The 17,117-nt window shown below is 66.3% G+C and carries 18 protein-coding genes; 5 read left to right on the forward strand and 13 right to left on the reverse strand.

Annotation, left to right across the window (positions count from 1 at the left end):
* Positions 1–56: 56 nt before the first annotated feature.
* The gene (locus tag Ga0102493_RS11050) at positions 57–1,079 is read right to left on the reverse strand and encodes a glycosyltransferase family 2 protein (RefSeq protein WP_051697454.1); all 1,023 of its coding nucleotides are present in this window, start codon (positions 1,077–1,079) and stop codon (positions 57–59) included.
* Positions 1,080–1,170: 91 nt separating this feature from the next.
* Between Ga0102493_RS11050 and Ga0102493_RS11055 the strand changes: the two genes are divergently transcribed.
* A complete protein-coding gene (locus Ga0102493_RS11055; RefSeq protein WP_034900523.1) occupies positions 1,171–3,090 on the forward strand; it encodes a hypothetical protein in 1,920 nt (639 codons plus the stop codon).
* Here Ga0102493_RS11055 and Ga0102493_RS11060 read toward each other — a convergent pair.
* Both Ga0102493_RS11060 and Ga0102493_RS11065 read right to left on the reverse strand, forming a co-directional pair.
* Complete coding sequence (locus Ga0102493_RS11060; RefSeq protein WP_034900521.1) at positions 3,042–3,908, reverse strand: hypothetical protein; 867 nt, start codon at positions 3,906–3,908, stop codon at positions 3,042–3,044. The genes Ga0102493_RS11055 and Ga0102493_RS11060 overlap by 49 nt on opposite strands.
* Positions 3,895–4,548 carry a class I SAM-dependent methyltransferase gene (locus Ga0102493_RS11065; protein ID WP_051697453.1) on the reverse strand — a complete coding sequence of 218 codons (654 nt, stop codon included), beginning with the start codon at positions 4,546–4,548 and terminating at the stop codon, positions 3,895–3,897. The genes Ga0102493_RS11060 and Ga0102493_RS11065 overlap by 14 nt, the downstream gene beginning before the upstream one ends.
* A gap of 299 nt (positions 4,549–4,847) precedes the next feature.
* Here Ga0102493_RS11065 and Ga0102493_RS11070 point away from each other — a divergent pair, with 299 nt between their 5' ends.
* On the forward strand, positions 4,848–6,386 hold the full coding sequence (locus tag Ga0102493_RS11070; RefSeq protein ID WP_051697452.1) for a CpaF family protein: 1,539 nt from the start codon (positions 4,848–4,850) through the stop codon (positions 6,384–6,386).
* Between the two features lie 73 nt (positions 6,387–6,459).
* Here the strand turns inward: Ga0102493_RS11070 and Ga0102493_RS11075 are convergent, their stop codons facing one another.
* Positions 6,460–6,708 carry a hypothetical protein gene (locus Ga0102493_RS11075; RefSeq protein ID WP_034900516.1) on the reverse strand — a complete coding sequence of 83 codons (249 nt, stop codon included), beginning with the start codon at positions 6,706–6,708 and terminating at the stop codon, positions 6,460–6,462.
* Between the two features lie 83 nt (positions 6,709–6,791).
* On the opposite strand from Ga0102493_RS11075, the gene Ga0102493_RS11080 reads away from it, so the two are divergent.
* The 3 genes from Ga0102493_RS11080 (at position 6,792) to Ga0102493_RS11085 (ending at position 8,149) form a co-directional block, all read left to right on the forward strand.
* Positions 6,792–7,730 carry a DMT family transporter gene (locus tag Ga0102493_RS11080; protein WP_034900515.1) on the forward strand — a complete coding sequence of 313 codons (939 nt, stop codon included), beginning with the start codon at positions 6,792–6,794 and terminating at the stop codon, positions 7,728–7,730.
* A gap of 38 nt (positions 7,731–7,768) precedes the next feature.
* On the forward strand, positions 7,769–7,897 hold the full coding sequence (locus tag Ga0102493_RS16220) for an entericidin A/B family lipoprotein (RefSeq protein ID WP_150132460.1): 129 nt from the start codon (positions 7,769–7,771) through the stop codon (positions 7,895–7,897).
* 120 nt (positions 7,898–8,017) lie between these two features.
* The gene (locus Ga0102493_RS11085) at positions 8,018–8,149 is read left to right on the forward strand and encodes an entericidin EcnA/B family protein (RefSeq protein WP_034900513.1); all 132 of its coding nucleotides are present in this window, start codon (positions 8,018–8,020) and stop codon (positions 8,147–8,149) included.
* Positions 8,150–8,153: 4 nt separating this feature from the next.
* Here the strand turns inward: Ga0102493_RS11085 and Ga0102493_RS11090 are convergent, their stop codons facing one another.
* The 9 genes from Ga0102493_RS11090 to Ga0102493_RS11130 form a co-directional block, all read right to left on the reverse strand.
* A complete protein-coding gene (locus Ga0102493_RS11090; RefSeq protein ID WP_034900512.1) occupies positions 8,154–8,753 on the reverse strand; it encodes a DUF938 domain-containing protein in 600 nt (199 codons plus the stop codon).
* The gene (locus tag Ga0102493_RS11095; RefSeq protein ID WP_034900510.1) at positions 8,750–10,312 is read right to left on the reverse strand and encodes a fatty acid--CoA ligase; all 1,563 of its coding nucleotides are present in this window, start codon (positions 10,310–10,312) and stop codon (positions 8,750–8,752) included. Before Ga0102493_RS11095 ends, Ga0102493_RS11090 begins: the two co-directional genes overlap by 4 nt.
* A 76-nt stretch (positions 10,313–10,388) precedes the next feature.
* The gene (locus Ga0102493_RS11100; RefSeq protein WP_034900551.1) at positions 10,389–10,838 is read right to left on the reverse strand and encodes an ABA4-like family protein; all 450 of its coding nucleotides are present in this window, start codon (positions 10,836–10,838) and stop codon (positions 10,389–10,391) included.
* A gap of 11 nt (positions 10,839–10,849) precedes the next feature.
* The gene (locus Ga0102493_RS11105) at positions 10,850–11,584 is read right to left on the reverse strand and encodes an NAD(P)H-binding protein (RefSeq protein ID WP_051697449.1); all 735 of its coding nucleotides are present in this window, start codon (positions 11,582–11,584) and stop codon (positions 10,850–10,852) included.
* 12 nt (positions 11,585–11,596) lie between these two features.
* Positions 11,597–12,775, reverse strand: coding sequence for a deoxyguanosinetriphosphate triphosphohydrolase (locus tag Ga0102493_RS11110; protein ID WP_034900509.1), 1,179 nt, complete (start codon positions 12,773–12,775; stop codon positions 11,597–11,599).
* 298 nt (positions 12,776–13,073) lie between these two features.
* Positions 13,074–13,751 carry an aspartate/glutamate racemase family protein gene (locus Ga0102493_RS11115; RefSeq protein ID WP_236922211.1) on the reverse strand — a complete coding sequence of 226 codons (678 nt, stop codon included), beginning with the start codon at positions 13,749–13,751 and terminating at the stop codon, positions 13,074–13,076.
* Positions 13,752–13,862: 111 nt separating this feature from the next.
* Positions 13,863–14,858 carry an alpha/beta fold hydrolase gene (locus Ga0102493_RS11120; protein WP_034900507.1) on the reverse strand — a complete coding sequence of 332 codons (996 nt, stop codon included), beginning with the start codon at positions 14,856–14,858 and terminating at the stop codon, positions 13,863–13,865.
* Positions 14,855–15,871, reverse strand: a complete 1,017-nt coding sequence (locus Ga0102493_RS11125) for an SO2930 family diheme c-type cytochrome (protein ID WP_034900505.1) — start codon at positions 15,869–15,871, stop codon at positions 14,855–14,857. Before Ga0102493_RS11125 ends, Ga0102493_RS11120 begins: the two co-directional genes overlap by 4 nt.
* A complete protein-coding gene (locus tag Ga0102493_RS11130; protein ID WP_034900503.1) occupies positions 15,868–17,079 on the reverse strand; it encodes a parallel beta-helix domain-containing protein in 1,212 nt (403 codons plus the stop codon). Before Ga0102493_RS11130 ends, Ga0102493_RS11125 begins: the two co-directional genes overlap by 4 nt.
* Between the last annotated feature and the right edge of the window lie 38 nt (positions 17,080–17,117).

Here is a 17,117-nt window from a genome sequence, read left to right on the forward strand (position 1 = left end):
CCCGTTATGCGAGGCGTCGGCCTGTGGAAAGCCCGCAATGCGTAGCCCTTCGGTGGCTATCGCGCGATCTGCCGCTCGACCTCGTGCTGAAGCTCGCGGCGCTGGATCGAGCCCAAACGCTCGGCGATGGAATACTTGTCGCGCTCGCCGATTGTGCGCCGCAGGATCACTTCGGCGACGAGGCCGACCGAGATCATCTGCCCGCCGAACAGGACCAGCAGCATCCCCAGCATCAGGAGCGGTCGGTCGCCGATCGGACCCAGGCCGAGCACCCACAGCACGCTGAGATAGCCAAGGATCGCAAAGCCGAGCGCCGAAAGCGCGAGGCCGCCTCCTCCGAACAGGTGCAGCGGGCGCGCGGCATAGCGGGTCGTCAACCACACCGTCATGAGATCGAGCGCGCCCTTAATCAGCCGCTTGGTCCCGAATTTCGACTTGCCGAAGCGCCGCGCGCGGTGTTCGACCGCAATCTGGCCGACCCGGTAGCCGCGCGCATGCAGCAGGGCGGGCACGAAGCGATGCAGTTCGCCGTACATTTCGAGCTCGCCCAGCAGCTCGCGGCGATAGGCCTTGAAGCCGCAATTGTGATCGTTGATCGACAGCCCGAACGCCTTGTTCACCGCGCCGTTGAAGAGTTTGGAAGGCAGCGTCTTGTCGAGCGGATCGTTGCGCACCTGCTTCCACCCTGTGACGCAATCATGGCCTTGCTCGAGCGCGCTGAGGAAATTGCCGATCTCGCACGGATTGTCCTGCAGGTCCGCATCCATGGTGAACACGACATCGCCCGCGGCCTCGCGGAAACCGGCCGAAAGCGCGGCGGACTTGCCGAAATTGCGGCGGAAGCGGACGAGCGAAATGCGCTCGTCGGCGGCGGCGAGCCGGTCGATCACCTCGCGCCCGCCATCGGTGCTGCCGTCGTCTACGAAGACGAACTCGATGCGAAGATCGAGCCGGGCGCATTCCCCGGCGATTTCGTGGTAGAGGATTTCGAGGCTCTCGCGCTCGTTGAAAAACGGGATGACGAAGCTGCAATCGATGGCGCCACCGGCTACTGGATCGATCCTGCCTGCAAAGGACATTGCGCGCTTACCCCCTGAATTGGTGTCCATGGGGGAGGTACGGCGGGAAAGGAAAGATAACGTTAATGCTGTTTGGTAAGAGGTTCGGCGCGTGATCCTTTCCGTGTTGCTGACCGGGGCGATCGCGGCACTCGCGTTGACGCCGGGCCTGCTCCTGGTGTGGGGCCGGGCCACAACGCCCGGCGTCGCGGCGGCATCGTGCACGGCTTCGCTCGCCGCGATGCTGCTCGCGACCGGACTGCTCGGCATCCTCGCGGAAAAGCTGTTAGGCGTCAGGCTCCCCGCGAGCACGCTGGTCCCGGTCGCGCTCGCCGCGAGTGTCGCGGCAGCTGCATGGCGCGGGGGCGACCTTCGCCGCGGCGGCAACCCGGGGTTCGAGTGGCGCGGGGCGGTGGTGTCCGCGGTCCTCGTGGTCTTCGGCCTCGCGTCGATATCGCTTGCCATCCGCGAGACCGGCGAGGGCGCCCTGATGGTGCACAGCTGGTACAATGCCGACTGGTTCAAGCACATGGGCCATGTCCACGCGCTCGCCGGGCTCGGCCTGCCGGCGCGGGACATTTTCGGCGGCGCGGGGCCGCTTCACTACTACTGGCTGAGCTACATCCTGCCCGGCGCCGCGGCGGACCTCGGGGCCGAACCGTGGGCCGCGCTTTCCACCATGAACGCCGTCGTCTCGGTCCTGCTCGGACTCCTGCTTTACGCCCTCGCCCGGATCGTCGTGCCTTCCCGGGCGCGCGCGCTCGGATACACGCTCGCCGCGCTGATCGTCCTCGCCCCGGCGGGCTTCCTGATCTACCTCGTCGGCGGGGGGTCGCTCGAGGCGTTCCTGTCGAGCGGGCTCACTCCGCACGGTTCCGGGCTGCTAGAGACGAGCCAGGTCATTCCCCAGCACGCGCTGGCGACCGCGCTGATCGCTGCCTGGATTCTGCTCGATGCCCCCGATACGCGCGCCGAGGCGGGCGCAAGCCGCCTTCTCGCTCTGGCGGGGCTGGCCGCGCTGCTGGCGATCTCGACCCTGCTCGGCGCGATCTACCTGCTCGCCTATGGCCTTTCGCGGCTTTACGCCGGAAGGCTCGCGGCCGTGCCCGAGCTTGCGCTGATGGTGGTCGCGGCGGGCACCCTCGTGCTGGTGCTCAGCGTCCTGCAGGTCGGCAATCCGGCCTCTGCGATCGAGAGCCCGCTGCTGACCGACGCGGTCGATCCGCGCCCGGACTGGCTGCTCGCCCTGCTCGCCCTGTCCAAGGCCTTTGCGCTGGCGGGGGTTCCGCTGTTCCTCGTCCTTCCCTTCCTTCCGCGCCTGCGGGCGGAGGACGCGCGCGAACGCCACGCGATGATCGCGGCCTACGGGCTCCTCGTCGCGACGATCCTCGCTGTTGCAGGCAGCCAGATCCTGCTTCCCGAAAGGCCCGCCGCGGAGATCTTCGTCCGCAGCAAGATGCCCTTCTCGCTCGCCGCGCTGACGCTGGGCGCGCTGCTGCTGGAACGGCTGCGGACACGGCACCGCCTCGGCCGGGTGCTGCCCGCCGCGATCTGTACCGCGCTCGCCGTCCTTGCCTTGCCGAGCATCTATTCCTCGCTTCGCTGGAAAGCTAATTTCGGCGATGTCCACACGGTCGTCGTGCCGGCGCAGGATCGCGCCGTGCTCGCCGCCCTGCGGGCGCTCAGCGAGCCGCACGAGCTCGTCTGGCAATATCCCGAAAAGCCGCTGGTGGGCGATCCGCGCGGAGTGGACAACTGGTCGGCCATCTTCGCCGGTCGACCGGTTCCCAATTCCGAACGCGCGACCGATTACGCCGCCGCTGCGCCCTCCATCGCCCTTTCGCAGGCCTGGTTCGTGGGCGATGCCCTGGCGATCCCGGAGGATATCGACTGGGTCTATCTCTCGCGCGCTCTGCATCCCGGCAGTTACGACGCGCTGGCCGCGAAAATGGAGCGCGATCCCGCCTTCGCGCGGTCCGATTGCTACGAAGACGCCTGCCTGTTCGAGCGGCGCGCAAACAGCACGCCATAGCCCGCAAGCCCGAAGCCTGTATCGCCGAGCGAGGTCGCAAAGCGGGACAGCACGGCGAAGGCGACGATGGTGGCCCCGACCGGCTCGACCGGCGCGGCGAGCGCCAGGAGCACGGATTCGCGCACGCCGAGCCCGCCTGGCGCGACCGGCACGACGAACCCCGCGACCCAGGCCAGCATGAACACGCCCGCCAGGCGAAACGGCTCACCCGCGCCGAGGGCGGCTCCGGCGAGCAGCGCCGCGAGCAGCGCGAACAGGGCAAAGAAGGCAAGCTGGAACCCCGCCGCCCGGACCGCTGCCCCCGTCCCCGCCGCCAGCAGCAGCACGCCGAGCGCGGCGATGGCGGCGAGCCCGAAGGCCTCCGCTCCGGCCATCAGCGCACCTGCGCAAAGCAGCGCGGCAGGCAGGTGGAGGCCCGCTTCGGTCACGCTCGCGCGCAGCATTGCCGTGTGCGTCAGGCCGAAGCGCGCGCCGAGCAGCTGGCGGGATCCGTACTGGAACACCGAACCGGGAATATATTTCGCGATGACGCCCGGCGCATAGATCGCGAGCTTTTCGGCGAGGGATAGCCGCGCCGCTCCCGTCTCCCCGGCCATACCGCCCCAGCCGAACGCGAGCAGCGCGAGCGCGAGGCCGTAGGCCGCACCCGTGCCAAGGGCGATCCCCCAGGCCTGCGGAGGCAGGCTCGCCAGCACCTCGTCCATGCCAAGCCGCGCGATCGCCAGTCCGCAATAGACCAGCGCCAGCGCAAGCAGGGCATGGCCGCCCCAGCGCACCAGCCGGGAATCGCGCTTCGGCAGGAACCTAGAAAGGCCCATTGGTGAGAAGGCTGGTATGGTCGCGATAGGGCACGCAGTAGGAACGCCCGTGATGATGCCGCTCAACAAGCCCGCAATGCTCGATCGCGGCGCGATAGCGCGACCGGCCCGAATCGTCGAATAGCACGATACCGCCGCGCGCGAGATGCGGGATCGCCTGGGCAAGGCAGGCTGCGCGGTGGCGCCCGTCGACGACGATGAGGTCGAATTGGCCCCCCACTTCCTCGATCGCGCCGACGTAGGCCTGCGGTCCCTCGCCGATCGCGCGGTGGAGCAGGGTCACGTTGGGGTAGCCCCCGGTCTGGCGCTCGAACCGGCGCAGCCACGCCTCGTCATGCTCGACCGTGACCACCTCGCCTGCGCGCCGCGCGAGCCACACCGTGCTCGCGCCCGAACCATATTCGAACACCCGCGCTGCGGGCCGCGCCTTGAGAAAATCGGCAATCTCGCGGGTCGCCGCCACGTTCCACCACGGCAGGTCGAGCCCGATCATCCGGTCCGTCTCGTAGATCGCGAAGAGCGAGGCGAACCAGCGCCTCCAGCCATAGGGATCGTCCTGCGGGCCGGGGCGCACGAGCCTTTCGAGCTGCGGCAGGGTCCCGAGGCCCTGCATGGCATCGACATAGGTGCGCTTGATCACTTGCACGTCTCCTGGTCCCCTCTTGCCTGGCATACCGTCCCATGCGTCGAGCCGGCGGTCACAGCCCCCGCGCCGCGCGCGTCAAAGATGGCCTATCAAGAAAGTGTTTACCAAACCCTATACGCCCCTCGCGCTCGTCCCCGAAGCGCAGGCGTGAAGGCCGGCTCGGCAGCGCAGCGACGGCGCGCTTTAGGAAAAAGATAAGGTTTCCCAATTATTGACTGCGTTTCGAGAGGCGCGCTTTGCCAGCCGGTACGGCGCGCACGGAAACGACAGGACTAGGCCTCGGGGGCTTCAAGATGAGCGCATTCGGCAAGAAGGGCGGCGGGGGCATTAAGCCCGGTGGACGGCCCGCTTTCGGGGTGGCCCGGCCGATGAAGGGGGGCGGACGCCCCAACGAACCGCAGGGCGGCGACCAATTCCCGCCGCTTCCGGGCGAGGAAAAGCCCGCCGTGCCCGAAGCGCCAAAAACGGCGCAGGCCAGCGCGCCGAGGGGCGGCTCGACCTCGGACGCGATGGATCGTCTCGCCGAGCGCATGAACGCTGTCCACAATTCCGATTCCGAAGTCGGCGGCTTCGAGGCCAGCGTCCACAAGATCAAGGAACAGGTGCTCCCGCGCCTGCTCGAGCGTGTCGATCCCGAAGCGGCGGCGACGCTTTCCAAGGAGGAGCTCTCCGAGGAATTCCGCCCGATCATCATGGAAGTGCTGGCCGAGCTCAAGGTCACGCTCAACCGGCGCGAACAGTTCGCGCTCGAAAAGGTGCTGATCGACGAGCTGCTGGGCTTCGGTCCGCTCGAGGAATTGCTCAACGACCCGGACGTGTCCGACATCATGGTCAACGGTCCGGACCAGACCTACATCGAAAAGAAGGGCAAGCTTGTGCTCGCCCCGATCCGCTTCCGCGACGAACAGCACCTGTTCCAGATCGCGCAGCGCATCGTGAACCAGGTCGGCCGCCGCGTGGACCAGACGACCCCGCTCGCCGACGCCCGCTTGAAGGACGGCAGCCGTGTCAACGTGATCGTTCCGCCGCTTTCCCTGCGCGGCACCGCGATCTCGATTCGTAAGTTCTCCGAAAAGCCGATCACCTTGGATATGCTCAAGGAATTCGGATCGATGAGCGAGAAGATGTGTACCGCGCTCAAGATCGCGGGCGCGTGCCGGATGAACATCGTCATCTCGGGCGGTACGGGTTCGGGTAAGACGACCATGCTCAACGCTCTGTCGAAGATGATCGACCCGGGTGAGCGCGTTCTCACGATCGAGGACGCGGCGGAATTGCGCCTGCAGCAGCCGCACTGGCTGCCATTGGAAACCCGCCCGCCGAACCTCGAAGGCCAGGGCGCGATCACCATCGGCGACCTCGTGAAGAACGCCCTGCGTATGCGTCCTGACCGCATCATCCTGGGCGAAATTCGCGGTGCGGAATGTTTCGACCTTCTGGCCGCGATGAACACCGGTCACGACGGCTCGATGTGTACGCTCCACGCCAACAGCCCGCGCGAATGCCTTGGCCGTATGGAGAACATGATCCTGATGGGCGACATCAAGATCCCCAAGGAAGCCATTTCGCGCCAGATCGCCGAATCGGTCGACCTGATCGTGCAGGTCAAGCGCCTGCGCGACGGTTCGCGCCGCACCACCAACATCACCGAGGTGATCGGGATGGAAGGCGACGTGATCGTGACGCAGGAACTCTTCAAGTTCGAATACCTAGACGAGAGCGAGGACGGGAAGATCCTCGGCGAATTCCGCTCGTCGGGCCTGCGCCCCTACACGCTGGAAAAGGCGCGGCAGTTCGGGTTCGACCAGGCGTATCTGGAAGCCTGCCTCTGACAAGGTCGGCGGGCCGGTCGCCCTTGCGGAGGCTTTGCCACCGGATCGTGTCGAGGCCGGGCTTGCCTGCCCGCTACAACAATTCGCCCAGCACCACCGGCGCGCTCATAGAAAGCATGCCGCCGCCGATGATCGCGCAGCCGACGAAGATCGGCGTCCACGGCATCCAGCCGACCGCCTCGAGCCTGTCGATCGGGCGTTTCCTTACCCTCCGGCGCTCCATCAGCGCAGCAAAGCCGGCGATCAGCCAGAGGGCGAGGCCGCCAAGAGCCATCAGCGTGGCGTCGCTCGCAAGCAGCAGGCGGTGAAAAAGGTCGATCATGGCGGTCGCTCCGGGCGGTCGGCCCAGCATTTAGGCGCGCTCGGCGCTTGCGCAATCCCATGGGGGGCCTAAGTCGCGCAGCGATGGATGGCTCGATCGCCCGCCCCCGCCCGCTGCTCGCGCTTGCCGTCCGCCTCGCGACCGCAGCCGTGCTCGCGACCATGGGCATGCTGGTCAAGCTCGCTGGCGAACGCGGCGCGCATCTTCTCGAACTGATATTCTGGCGGCAGGCGTTGACCGTGGTCGCGGTGGGGGGACTGCTTGCGGTCTGGGGGCGGCTTTCGACCGTTCGCACGCAACGGATCGGAGCCCATGCCCGCCGCGCGGCCTATGGCATAACCGGAATGATGTTCGTCTATGGCGCGGTCATGCTGCTTCCCCTGCCCGAAGCGACCGCGATCAGCTTCACAGCGCCTTTCTTCGCGGTGATGATCTCGGTCCTGCTGTTCGGCGAGAAGGTCGGGCTCTACCGCTGGGGGGCGGTGGCGCTGGGATTTGCGGGCGTGATCGTCATCACCTCTCCCGGCTTCGGGTTAGCCGAGGGCAGCGCGATCGATCCGTGGGGGGCTGGGGTGGGGCTTATCGCGGCTTTCCTCGTCGCGCTCATCAGTTTTCAGGTGCAGGACCTCAACACGACCGAAAGCCCGTGGAGCATCGTGTTCTGGTTTTCCGCCATCACCGCACCGCTGATGGCGCTCGCCCTGCCCTTTGTCTCCAGCGCACACGATGCCGGGACATGGGGGATCATCCTCGCGATGGCGCTGTGCGGGGCGCTGGCGCAGATATTGCTCACCACTTCCCTGCGGTTCGGTTCGGCGGCGGTGATCCTGCTGATGGACTACACATCGCTGCTCTGGGCGACGTTCTATGGCTGGCAGGTCTTCGGCCGCGCCGCGCCTGCGAGCCTGTGGATCGGGGCCCCGCTCATCATCGCCGCGGGCGCGCTCATAGCATGGCGAGAAAGGCAACTCGCCCGCTCTCGCGCGCGCCCCGTCGCAGTTTCGGAACGGCGCTTTTCCTGATTTCTTGATCCGATGTGCAAAGAAAAGGAGCAGAAATCATGATCCGCAAGACATTCATCGCCATTGCCGCGAGCACGCTGACCCTTGCCGCAGCTGCCTGCAACACCGTCGAAGGCGCGGGCGAAGATCTCGAATCCGCTTCGAACGAGGTCGAAGAGGAAATCTGATTTTCCCGCAATCGACGAAAGGGGCTCGCCCGACCGGCGAGCCTTTTTTGTTGCCTTTCCCGCCCATGATGCCAATTTCCACGGCAGATTCCCCCCCAAAGCATCGATGAGGTCGAACCCATGAAACTGAAGCTCCTGAGCGTCGCCCTGCTGGGCGCGCTGCTCGCTGCTACCGGCGCCTGCAACACCGTCGATGGCCTGGGCGACGACATCAAGTCGGTCGGCCGGGCCGGCAAGCGCGCGATCGACTGAACGCCTAGCGCCGCCGATAGACGAGCGTGAGGTTGTTCGCCGGCATTGCGCGGCGCGCGGTGCGGGTAAAGCCGCTGCGCGCTGCCAGCCGGTCGATCTCGGCAAGATCGCGAATGCCCCAGCGCGGGTCGCGCGCCTTCAATGACCGGTCGAAGTCGAGATTGGAGGGGGCCGGCTCGACGTCCGGTTCGAAATAGGGACCGTAAAGGATCAGCGGCGCTCCCGTGTCGAGCACCCGCGCGGCGCCATCGAACAGCCCGGTGCTCGCTTCCCACGGGCTGATATGCACCATGTTGACGCAAAGGATCGCCTCGGCGCTTTCGACCGGCCAGTCTCGCGCAGAGGCATCGAGCATGACCGGCGCGGCGAGATTGCTGCCCGGATAATCGTCCCGATAGGCAGCGATAGAGGCGAGCGCGTCCTCGCTCGGATCGCTCGGTAGCCATTCGAGCGCGGGAAAACGCCCCGCAAGGAACACCGCATGCTCGCCCGTCCCCGCCGCGATTTCGAGCACGCGCCCGCTTTCCGGCAATTCGCGGGCAAGCACCTGCGCGATCGGCTCGCGATTGCGCTGCGTGGCGGGGGCGTGCTGCTTCACCGTCACGAAACCTGGCGTTCCTGGCCTTCCCAATAGGGCGCGCGCAGCTGGCGGCGCAGGATCTTGCCCGACGGATTGCGCGGCATTTCGGGGATGATGTCGACGCTCTTGGGGACCTTGAACGCGGCGATGCGTTCGCGCGCATAGGCGATGACCTCCGCCTCTTCGATCTCGGCGCCCGGCTTCGGGACGACGCAGGCCTTGACCTCCTCGCCCCACTTCGCGCTCGGCACGCCGATCACGGCGACCTCTGCAATGGCGGGGTGGCCGAAAATCGCGTTCTCGACCTCGGCCGGATAGACGTTCTCTCCGCCTGAGATGATCATGTCCTTGATCCGGTCCTGGATGTAGACATAGCCGTCCTCGTCCATGATCCCCGCATCGCCGGTATGGAGCCAGCCGTCCGGGTCGATGGTCTTCGCGGTCGCATCGGGCAATTTCCAATAGCCTGCGGTGTTGGAGGGCGACTTGATGCACACCTCGCCGATTTGCCCGCGTGGCAATTCGCTGTTGTCCGGTCCGCGCACCTCGATCTCGGCGCCGGGCACGGCCTTGCCAGCAGAGCGCATGCGCTCATTGCCTTCAAGGCTGTGATCCTCGGGCGGCAGGATCGAGATCGTGCCCGAGGTCTCGGTCATGCCATAGGCCTGCAGGAACTTCGTGCCCGGCATGGTCCGTACTGCCTGCTTGAGCAGTTCGAGCGGCATCGGCGCGGCCCCGTACATCAGATAGCGCAGGTGCGTGAAATCGGTTTCCCCCGCGCGTGGATGCTGGACCACCATCTGCAGGGCGGCGGGCACGATGAACATGTGGGTCGCCCCGTTCTCGATCGCCTCGAGCACGCCGACAGGGGTGAATTCGGCCTGGACGAGGCTGCGCACGCCGTTGGCGACCGCGATGTTCATCAGGCCCGTTCCACCGATATGAGCACACGGCATGGCGATCAGCATGCAGTCGCCCGGCTCGTAATAGTTCCAGTCGAGCCCCGCTTCGTTGCCGGGATTGCGCAGGCCAAGGAGATTGCGATTGGAAAGCACCGCGCCCTTTGGATTGCCGGTCGTGCCCGAAGTATAGAGCTGCAGCACCGCCTCGTCCGGACCCGGCGCCTCGTAGGTCGCAGGCGGGAGCGCCGCCGCCTCGCGCCGCGCGGCCTCGGCCTCGATCACCTGCGGTTTCATCGGCACGTCGCCGGCCACCCTGCTCGCCGTCTCGACGAATTCGGCGCCCGCAAACAGCAGCTTGGCCCCCGTATCCTCGAGGATATAGGCGATCTCCGGCGGGGCGAGCCGCCAGCCGATCGGCACCATCACCGCACCGACTCTCGCCGCGGCGAGATAGAGCAGGAAATACATGTCCGCATTCTTGCCGAGCCAGGCGATCCGGTCGCCCTTGCCCACTCCGCGCTCTCGGAAAAGCGTGATGAGGCGCTTCGTCAGGTCGTCGGTTTCGGCGAAGCTCGTTACCCGGCCCTCCTGTTCGAAGGCAGGTCCGTCGGGGCGCTCTTTCGCCCAGAAGGTCAGGATCTCGTCGAAGGTGAAATAATCGTGATGGGTTTCTCGCGCCATGCCCGTGCTCTCTCCCAGCTTGGTCACAGGCCATCGGTTAAGCACGGCCCGCGGGCGAGGTCCACCGCCTAGATGACTAGCGGAAACGCCCGGTCTTTCGTGCAGCCGGCTCGCGCACGAACAGCCAGATCAGCAAGCCCAGCGGCCCGGCGAGAAAGGTCGCGAGCAGGATCGGCGCCTGCAACAGCCGCGACACGGCCTTGGCATCGGCATCGCGCGCGATCCACAGGCCGACGAAAAGGTCGAAGGCGAGGTAATGCGTCCAGCCGATCGTCACGCCCGCGCGGGTCGCGAAAATCGCCTGCACGCCTTCGATCGAGGTGAAATCGGCCCCGCCCGCTTCGGGATTGGGGATCAAACCGCTTACCACCCCGATCATGGTGACGGCATAGATGAGGCAAAGCAGGCCGATGCCGAGATAAAGGACGCCCGATAGCAGGGCCGGCCAGCGCGGCAGCACGATCAGCGCCACCCACGCAATCAGCGCCAGCAGGTTGACGGCGTTGAAGATCGCTGACCAATCCATGCTCTCTCCTCTCAGCTGCGCTTCGCGCGCCATTCGCGGGCGGCACGCTTCATCGCTTCGTTGTCATGGGTGAAACGCCCCTGCGCGCGCCTCTGGGCAAGGAACAGCGCGGCTTCGGCGACGATATCCGCGTCGATCGAACGGAACGGCGCCCACTTTGCCGGCAGGAGCGGATCGGTCACCGGGCTTGCCATGATCGCGAGGCGTTCGAGCAGGCGACGGTCGCCCCCGCGTTCGCCCCGCAGGAGCCCCGGGCGAAGGATATCGAGCCGCTTGAAGCCGATCTTGGAGACGAGGCCCTCGGTCTCGCCCTTGACCCGCAGGTAGAAATTCTTCGAGCGCGCATCGGCCCCGGCCGCGCTGACGAGCACCATGTTGGGCACGCCTGCCGCCTGCGCGGCCTTTGCGGTGGCGACGATCAGGTCCTGATCGACGGCGCGAAAGGCGGCCTCGTCCCGCCCCGCCTTCTTCCATGTCGTGCCGAGTGCCGAGATCAGCGCGCGCGGGCGAACCGCCTCGAACACCTCGCCCCACTTGTCCGGCTCGGCAACGAACACCTCGACCCGCGCGCCCTTGGGCAGCGGAACCTCGCGCCGGGCGATGCCGACGATGCGGCAATCCTCGCCGGCGCTGGATATCTCGATCAGGCGGCTGCCGATCAGCCCGGTCGCGCCCACAAGAGCCAGCCGCACCGGACCGGAACGAGGCGCCGACCCGTCGGCTTCGGAGCGCAAGGGGCGGTTCATGGCCTAGTCGCCTCAGACATTGGTCAGCCCCAGCGGGCGTTCGCCGTATATCTCGGCGCAGGCCCGGATCGCGAAACGATCGCTCATCCCGGCGATGAAATCGGTGATCACGCGGCTGCGATGCGGCTCGCGCTCGGGTAGGCGGGCCTGCCATTCCTCGGGCATGAGGCTCGAATCCTGGGAATAGGCCGCAACCAGCCGGGCGACGACATCGCGCGCACGCTCGGCGGCGGCGATCTGGTCCGGGTGGTAATAGAGCTTGTCGTACATGAAGCTTTTGAGACGCCGCTCGTTTTCGGCCATCGCGGGGGAGAAACCGGCGAGCTGACGCCCGGCCTCGCGCACTTCGGCGACGGAGCCCACGCCCTGCACCTGTGCGCGGGTGTGTTCGATCACGTCGTTCACCATCAGTCCGATCTGGTCACGCACCAATTCGCGCTGCAGCCTTTCGCGCGGCGCGTCGGGAAAGCGCTTCTCGACGCTGCGCCACTGCTCGGCGAGGAAATCGAGCTTCAGGAGATCGTCGAGATCGAGGAAACCTGCGCGCAGGCCATCGTCGATGTCGTGGTTGTCATAGGCGATGTCGTCCGACACTGCCGCGACCTGCGCCTCGAGCGAGGGCCAGGTGCCGAGATCGAGCGGAAAGGCCTCGTCGAGTTCGGCCAGCGCCCAGTTCGGCGCGGTTACCGGGCCATTGTGCTTGGCGAGCCCTTCGAGCAGGTCCCATGTCAGGTTCAGCCCCTCATGCTCGGGATAAGGGCTTTCGATCCGCATCACCGTGCGCAGCGCCTGCGCGTTGTGGCAGAAGCCGCCATGACGCAGCATCGCGGCCGACAGCGCCGCCTCGCCCGCATGGCCGAAGGGCGGGTGGCCGAGATCGTGAGCAAGGCACAGCGCCTCGGTCAGGTCTTCGTCGAGGCCGAGAGCGCGGGCGATGACCCGGCCGATCTGCGCGACCTCGAGACTGTGGGTAAGGCGGGTGCGGTAATGATCGCCTTCTGGCGCGATGAAAACCTGTGTCTTTGACTTGAGGCGCCGGAAGCTCATCGAATGGATGATCCGGTCACGGTCGCGCTGGAAATCGGTGCGGGGTCCGCGCTGTTCGGCCCGCGGCGCTTCATCGCCCGGGCGTCCGGTCCATTCGCGCCCCCCATGGGCATGCGGGTCGGCTGCATAGGGCGCGCGCGTCATCACGCCCTCGCGCTTAGGTCAGCACGGCGCGCGGCTCAACGGGAACAGATCGGCAACTAAGGCCGGACGAGGCGGAAAAGGGGGGAAAGGGGCCACTCCCCGGGTGCATTGGGGGGGATGGAGAGCGGCCCCAAGAGCCATTCGGCTCTGGGCCATCGGTGCGACCCGAAGACCCGGAACTTGTCGTTACAATTGTGTGACGAAGTTCTGAGCTGCAATTAGGGGCGCGCCTTCGCACTTGCACCACGCGCAATTGGGCGATGCGGCGGGGCGTGCGAATTCGGCGACCAGCCGCCGGTCAGTCGACAAGTTCCTGATCGAGCACCCAGTCGGCCGCCGCCTCGCAATGAATCCGGGTCGAATCGAACACCGGCAGGACATTGGCGTCGATGTCGACCACGAGATTGAGCTCGGTGCAGGCGAGCACGATCGCATCGGCGCCTTCCTGAGACTTTGCCGTTATCATCGTCTTCATCTTGCGCTGGGCATCGCGGCTGACCTTGCCGACCATCAGCTCGTCATAGATGATCTGATCGAGCATCTGGACATTGTCCATGTCGGGCGGCAGCAGGTCGATGCCGTGCGCGACGAGCCGCTTGCGATAGAAGCTTTCGGTCATGACGTTGCGCGTACCGATCAGCGCGGCGCTGGAGTGGCCCGACCGCTTGAGCGTCCGGCCGACATAATCGGCGATGTGCAGGATCGGAACGTCGACTGCGGCGGCGACATCGTCATAGACCTTGTGCATCGAATTGGCGCCGATGATGATCCCTTCGGCACCCGCCCCCTCGAGCCGCTTGGCACTGTCCACCAGCACTTCCGTCGCTCGTTTCCAGTCATTCTCCTCGCGCAGGGCGTAAAGCTGGGCGAAATCGAGGCTTTCGATGAACAGCGGCGCGCTCGCCATGGGTGCGGCGCGTTTCTGGACGATGCGATTTATGCGGTCGTAGTAGATGCCCGTCGACACCCAGCTCATTCCGCCGATCAATCCGAGTTTGCGCAAAGCCATCATCCGTTTCGCCTGTTCTTCGCCTCGACGTTTAGCGAGGAAGCGCAAGAACAGTCCATAGCATGCGGTTATGCGTGCCTATTTCGCGTCTTGCGTGGTGAATGCGCGGTTGTCGAGCCACTCGCGCACGTCTTCGAGACTGCGCTGGGGCACTTCCTTTTGCGGCAGGTGGCCAACGCCCTCATAACTGACGAGCGTGGTTTGCAGCATGACCCGGTCGAGCCAGCGTCCGGCGGCGAGCGGGATCAAGCGGTCCTCCTCGCCCCAGATGATCAGCGCGGGCGCGTCGATACCGGCGATTTCGGCTTCGGTCAGCGGATCGTACGAGCCCGAGAAACGCCTGAGCGTAGCGCGGCGATTGCCGGGATAGCGCAGCAATTCCCAGTAACGGTCGATCATCTCCTCGGTCACGACCGAGCCGACCGAGACGCTCTGTTCAAGGCTGCTTTCGATCAGCGAGCGCGGGGTCACCTGTTCGACGATGCGGTTGATCCCGGGCATCTGCGCTATGGCAAAACCGATATTGCCGCTCCCGCCGTCATCCTCTTCCTCTTTTGCGATCTCCTCGCGCAGCATCGGCCCGCCGCTCGCATCGACGAGAATGAGGCCGAGCACCCGCTCGGGATAGGTCGAGGCGAAAGCCATCGCATGCTTGCCGCCCATCGAATTGCCGCCGATGACGAACCTGTCGAGGCCGAGGCGATCGGCGACTTCGCGCATGTCCTCAGCGTAATTGGCGCGGCTGTAATCGGCGTTGGGATCAGGGCCCGTCAGGCCATGGCCGACCTGGTCGAAGCGGATGACGCGGTAATCCTCCTCAAGCCCGGCAGCCCATTCGTCCCAGGTATGAAGGTCCGAATTCGACCCGTGCAGCAGCATGATGGGGAGCGCACCGCGCGGGCCTGTGTCACGCAGATGGACCACCGTCCCGTCGCCGATCTCCACGAATTGCGACGGTTCGCCGCCATATTTGGCACGCATCGCCTGCGCGTCGGTATCGGGCGTGCGGAAGATCAGGAAAGGGATGACGAGCACCGCGACAAGCGCGAGCGCGATGCGGATGACCCATTTCATTGCGAAGGCATCTCCGAAATCCAGCGGCGCACGATCGCGACGCCTGCGTGGTCGACGGTTTCCTTGCCGAGTTCAGGCATGGCGATGCCGGGTTCCGCCGATTGCATGCGGTAGGCGAGGATCGAGGCGTCGGGATCGCCCGGGGCGATGCTGACGAGAAGCCCCCCTGCCCCGCGCCCGGCGGCGACCGGAGGCTTGCCGATGCCGATGGCATGAGCCTCGTCCTGCTCCCATCTGAGGTCCAGCCCGGAATTCGACGCCGCCCCGCCCGGCTGGTGGCAATGCGCGCAATTGACGTCGAGATAGGCCCGGGCCAGCGCTGCAGTGTCCTCGCTGCCGCGCGCGCTCCATTCGGGCAGCGTATCGTGCACGGCCGGCATGGTGGTGAGCATGTCCCTGCGCTCCATGCCGGCCAGCCATTCGGCGGACAGGTTGCGTGCCTTGGGCCCGATCGGGATCACCGCCCCGTCCTTGGAATGGCAGGTCTTGCACTGGTTCTTGTTCGGCACGCGGTAACTGATCGTCTCGCCTTCGGGCGTCGTGATCGGCAACCGTCCGCCCGCAAGCGCGAGCCGGGCATCGGTTTGGTCATCGTTCCAGAGATAGGGCAGCGCCAGCCAGCCATCGGCCCGGTGCAGCAGCACCCGGGTCTCGATCAGACGGCGCGCTTCGCCTTCCCCAAAAGCGAAGGTCTTGACGATGGCGGAGCCGACCGGGAAGCGCAGCAGGCCTTCCCCGCCCGGCTCGAGCTCCGCGCCCTCGGGCACGTAGACGAAGCGCAGCTTGTCCGCCCCGTCCGACCAGAGCGGCGTGTTGAGCGAATATCCGACGACCCGGGCGGCGGGCTCCTGCGCGGGGAGATCGGCGAAAAAACCGTATTCCGAAAGCGCGCGCGGCAAGCCTTCCATGACGGCCGCATCGCTGACGCCGGCGGGTGCGTGCGCGGCCGAATGGCCCACCGCCCCCGCAAGCGCGAGCGCCCCGGCCGCAAGCAAGGCCGCGCCGCGTTTCACTTCAGCCGCGCTTCGAGTTCGGCCGGGGCGCCGATATCGCCCATGTCCCAGGGCGGCGTATAGGCCGGTGCGGCGAACGGCGCGGGCTGCGCTTCGGCTAGCGACTGGCCCTGGCGCGACAGGCCGAGCGACCAGCCGGCGATGTCGGGATGCGCCGCGAGCGCGGGCAGATCATCGCTTTCGGGATCGGACAACCCATCGGTCACCAGCGGCGGCAGCGTCCCGCCGAACGCCGCGAGCAGCATCTCCCCGCCGGGAAGGTCGGGATCGGTCGCGCCCGCATCGACGGTATTGTCGGCAATCACGACCTCGCGCGGATAGGGATTGTAGCGCGCATCGTCGAACCCTTGCGTATAGGCGATGACCATGAAGGGCGCGGTGGGATTGTCCATCACCACGTTGTTCTCGATCCAGACCTTCTCGTTCGCCATCACCATGATGCCGGTGCCGCGCGGCACGCCGCCCACGATATTGCCGGGCGGGGCGAAATTGGGCGTGTTGTTGCCCGAGACGAGATTGTTCTTCACCAGCACGTTGCCCCCGCCCATGACCGGCAGGCCGGGCAGGTCGAACACGAGGATTCCGCCCGTGTTGCGGGTGACGTAATTGTCGGTGACGATCGCATCGCGGCTGTTCTCGATCTCGATCCCGGCGACATTGTCGGTGGCGATGGAATTGCGCACGGTGATCTTCTTCGACTGGCCGACATAGATGCCGGCATCCGACGCGCCCGAAACTTCGGAATGGCTGACGAGGACGCCGGTGCTTTCGACAGGGTAGATGCCGTAGGCGCCGTTTTCCGGCTTCGGCCCGCCGGTCCAGGTCACTCGGATGCGGTGATAGACGATATTGTCCGCGCCCTTCGACTTGATCCCGTCCCCCTTGGGGTTTTCGAGCGCGAAATCGCGCAGGGTCACGTTGTCGCTGGTGACGAGAAGCCCCTCGCCCGCGCCCTGCTGAGTCGTGAAATCGAGCACGCTCTGCGCCGGTCCGGCCCCGCGCACCGTCACGCCCTCGACATCGAGGCTGAGCCCGTCGGTAAGGACATAGCGCCCCGCCTCGAGAAAGATCTCGTCTCCCGGCTCGGCAAGGATCAGCGCTTCCTGGAGGCGCTCCTGCGCGCCTTCGCCGGGGCTGATCGTATGGGTTTCGGCGGCAAGCGGGGCGGTGCTGGCAAGAAGCAGCGCACCCAGGGCAATTCTCATCATCGTCTCTCTCCCTCCAATCCGCCTATCTGGCCTATCGG

Origin of the sequence: Erythrobacter litoralis, assembly GCF_001719165.1 — a bacterium.
Lineage (GTDB): Bacteria > Pseudomonadota > Alphaproteobacteria > Sphingomonadales > Sphingomonadaceae > Erythrobacter > Erythrobacter litoralis.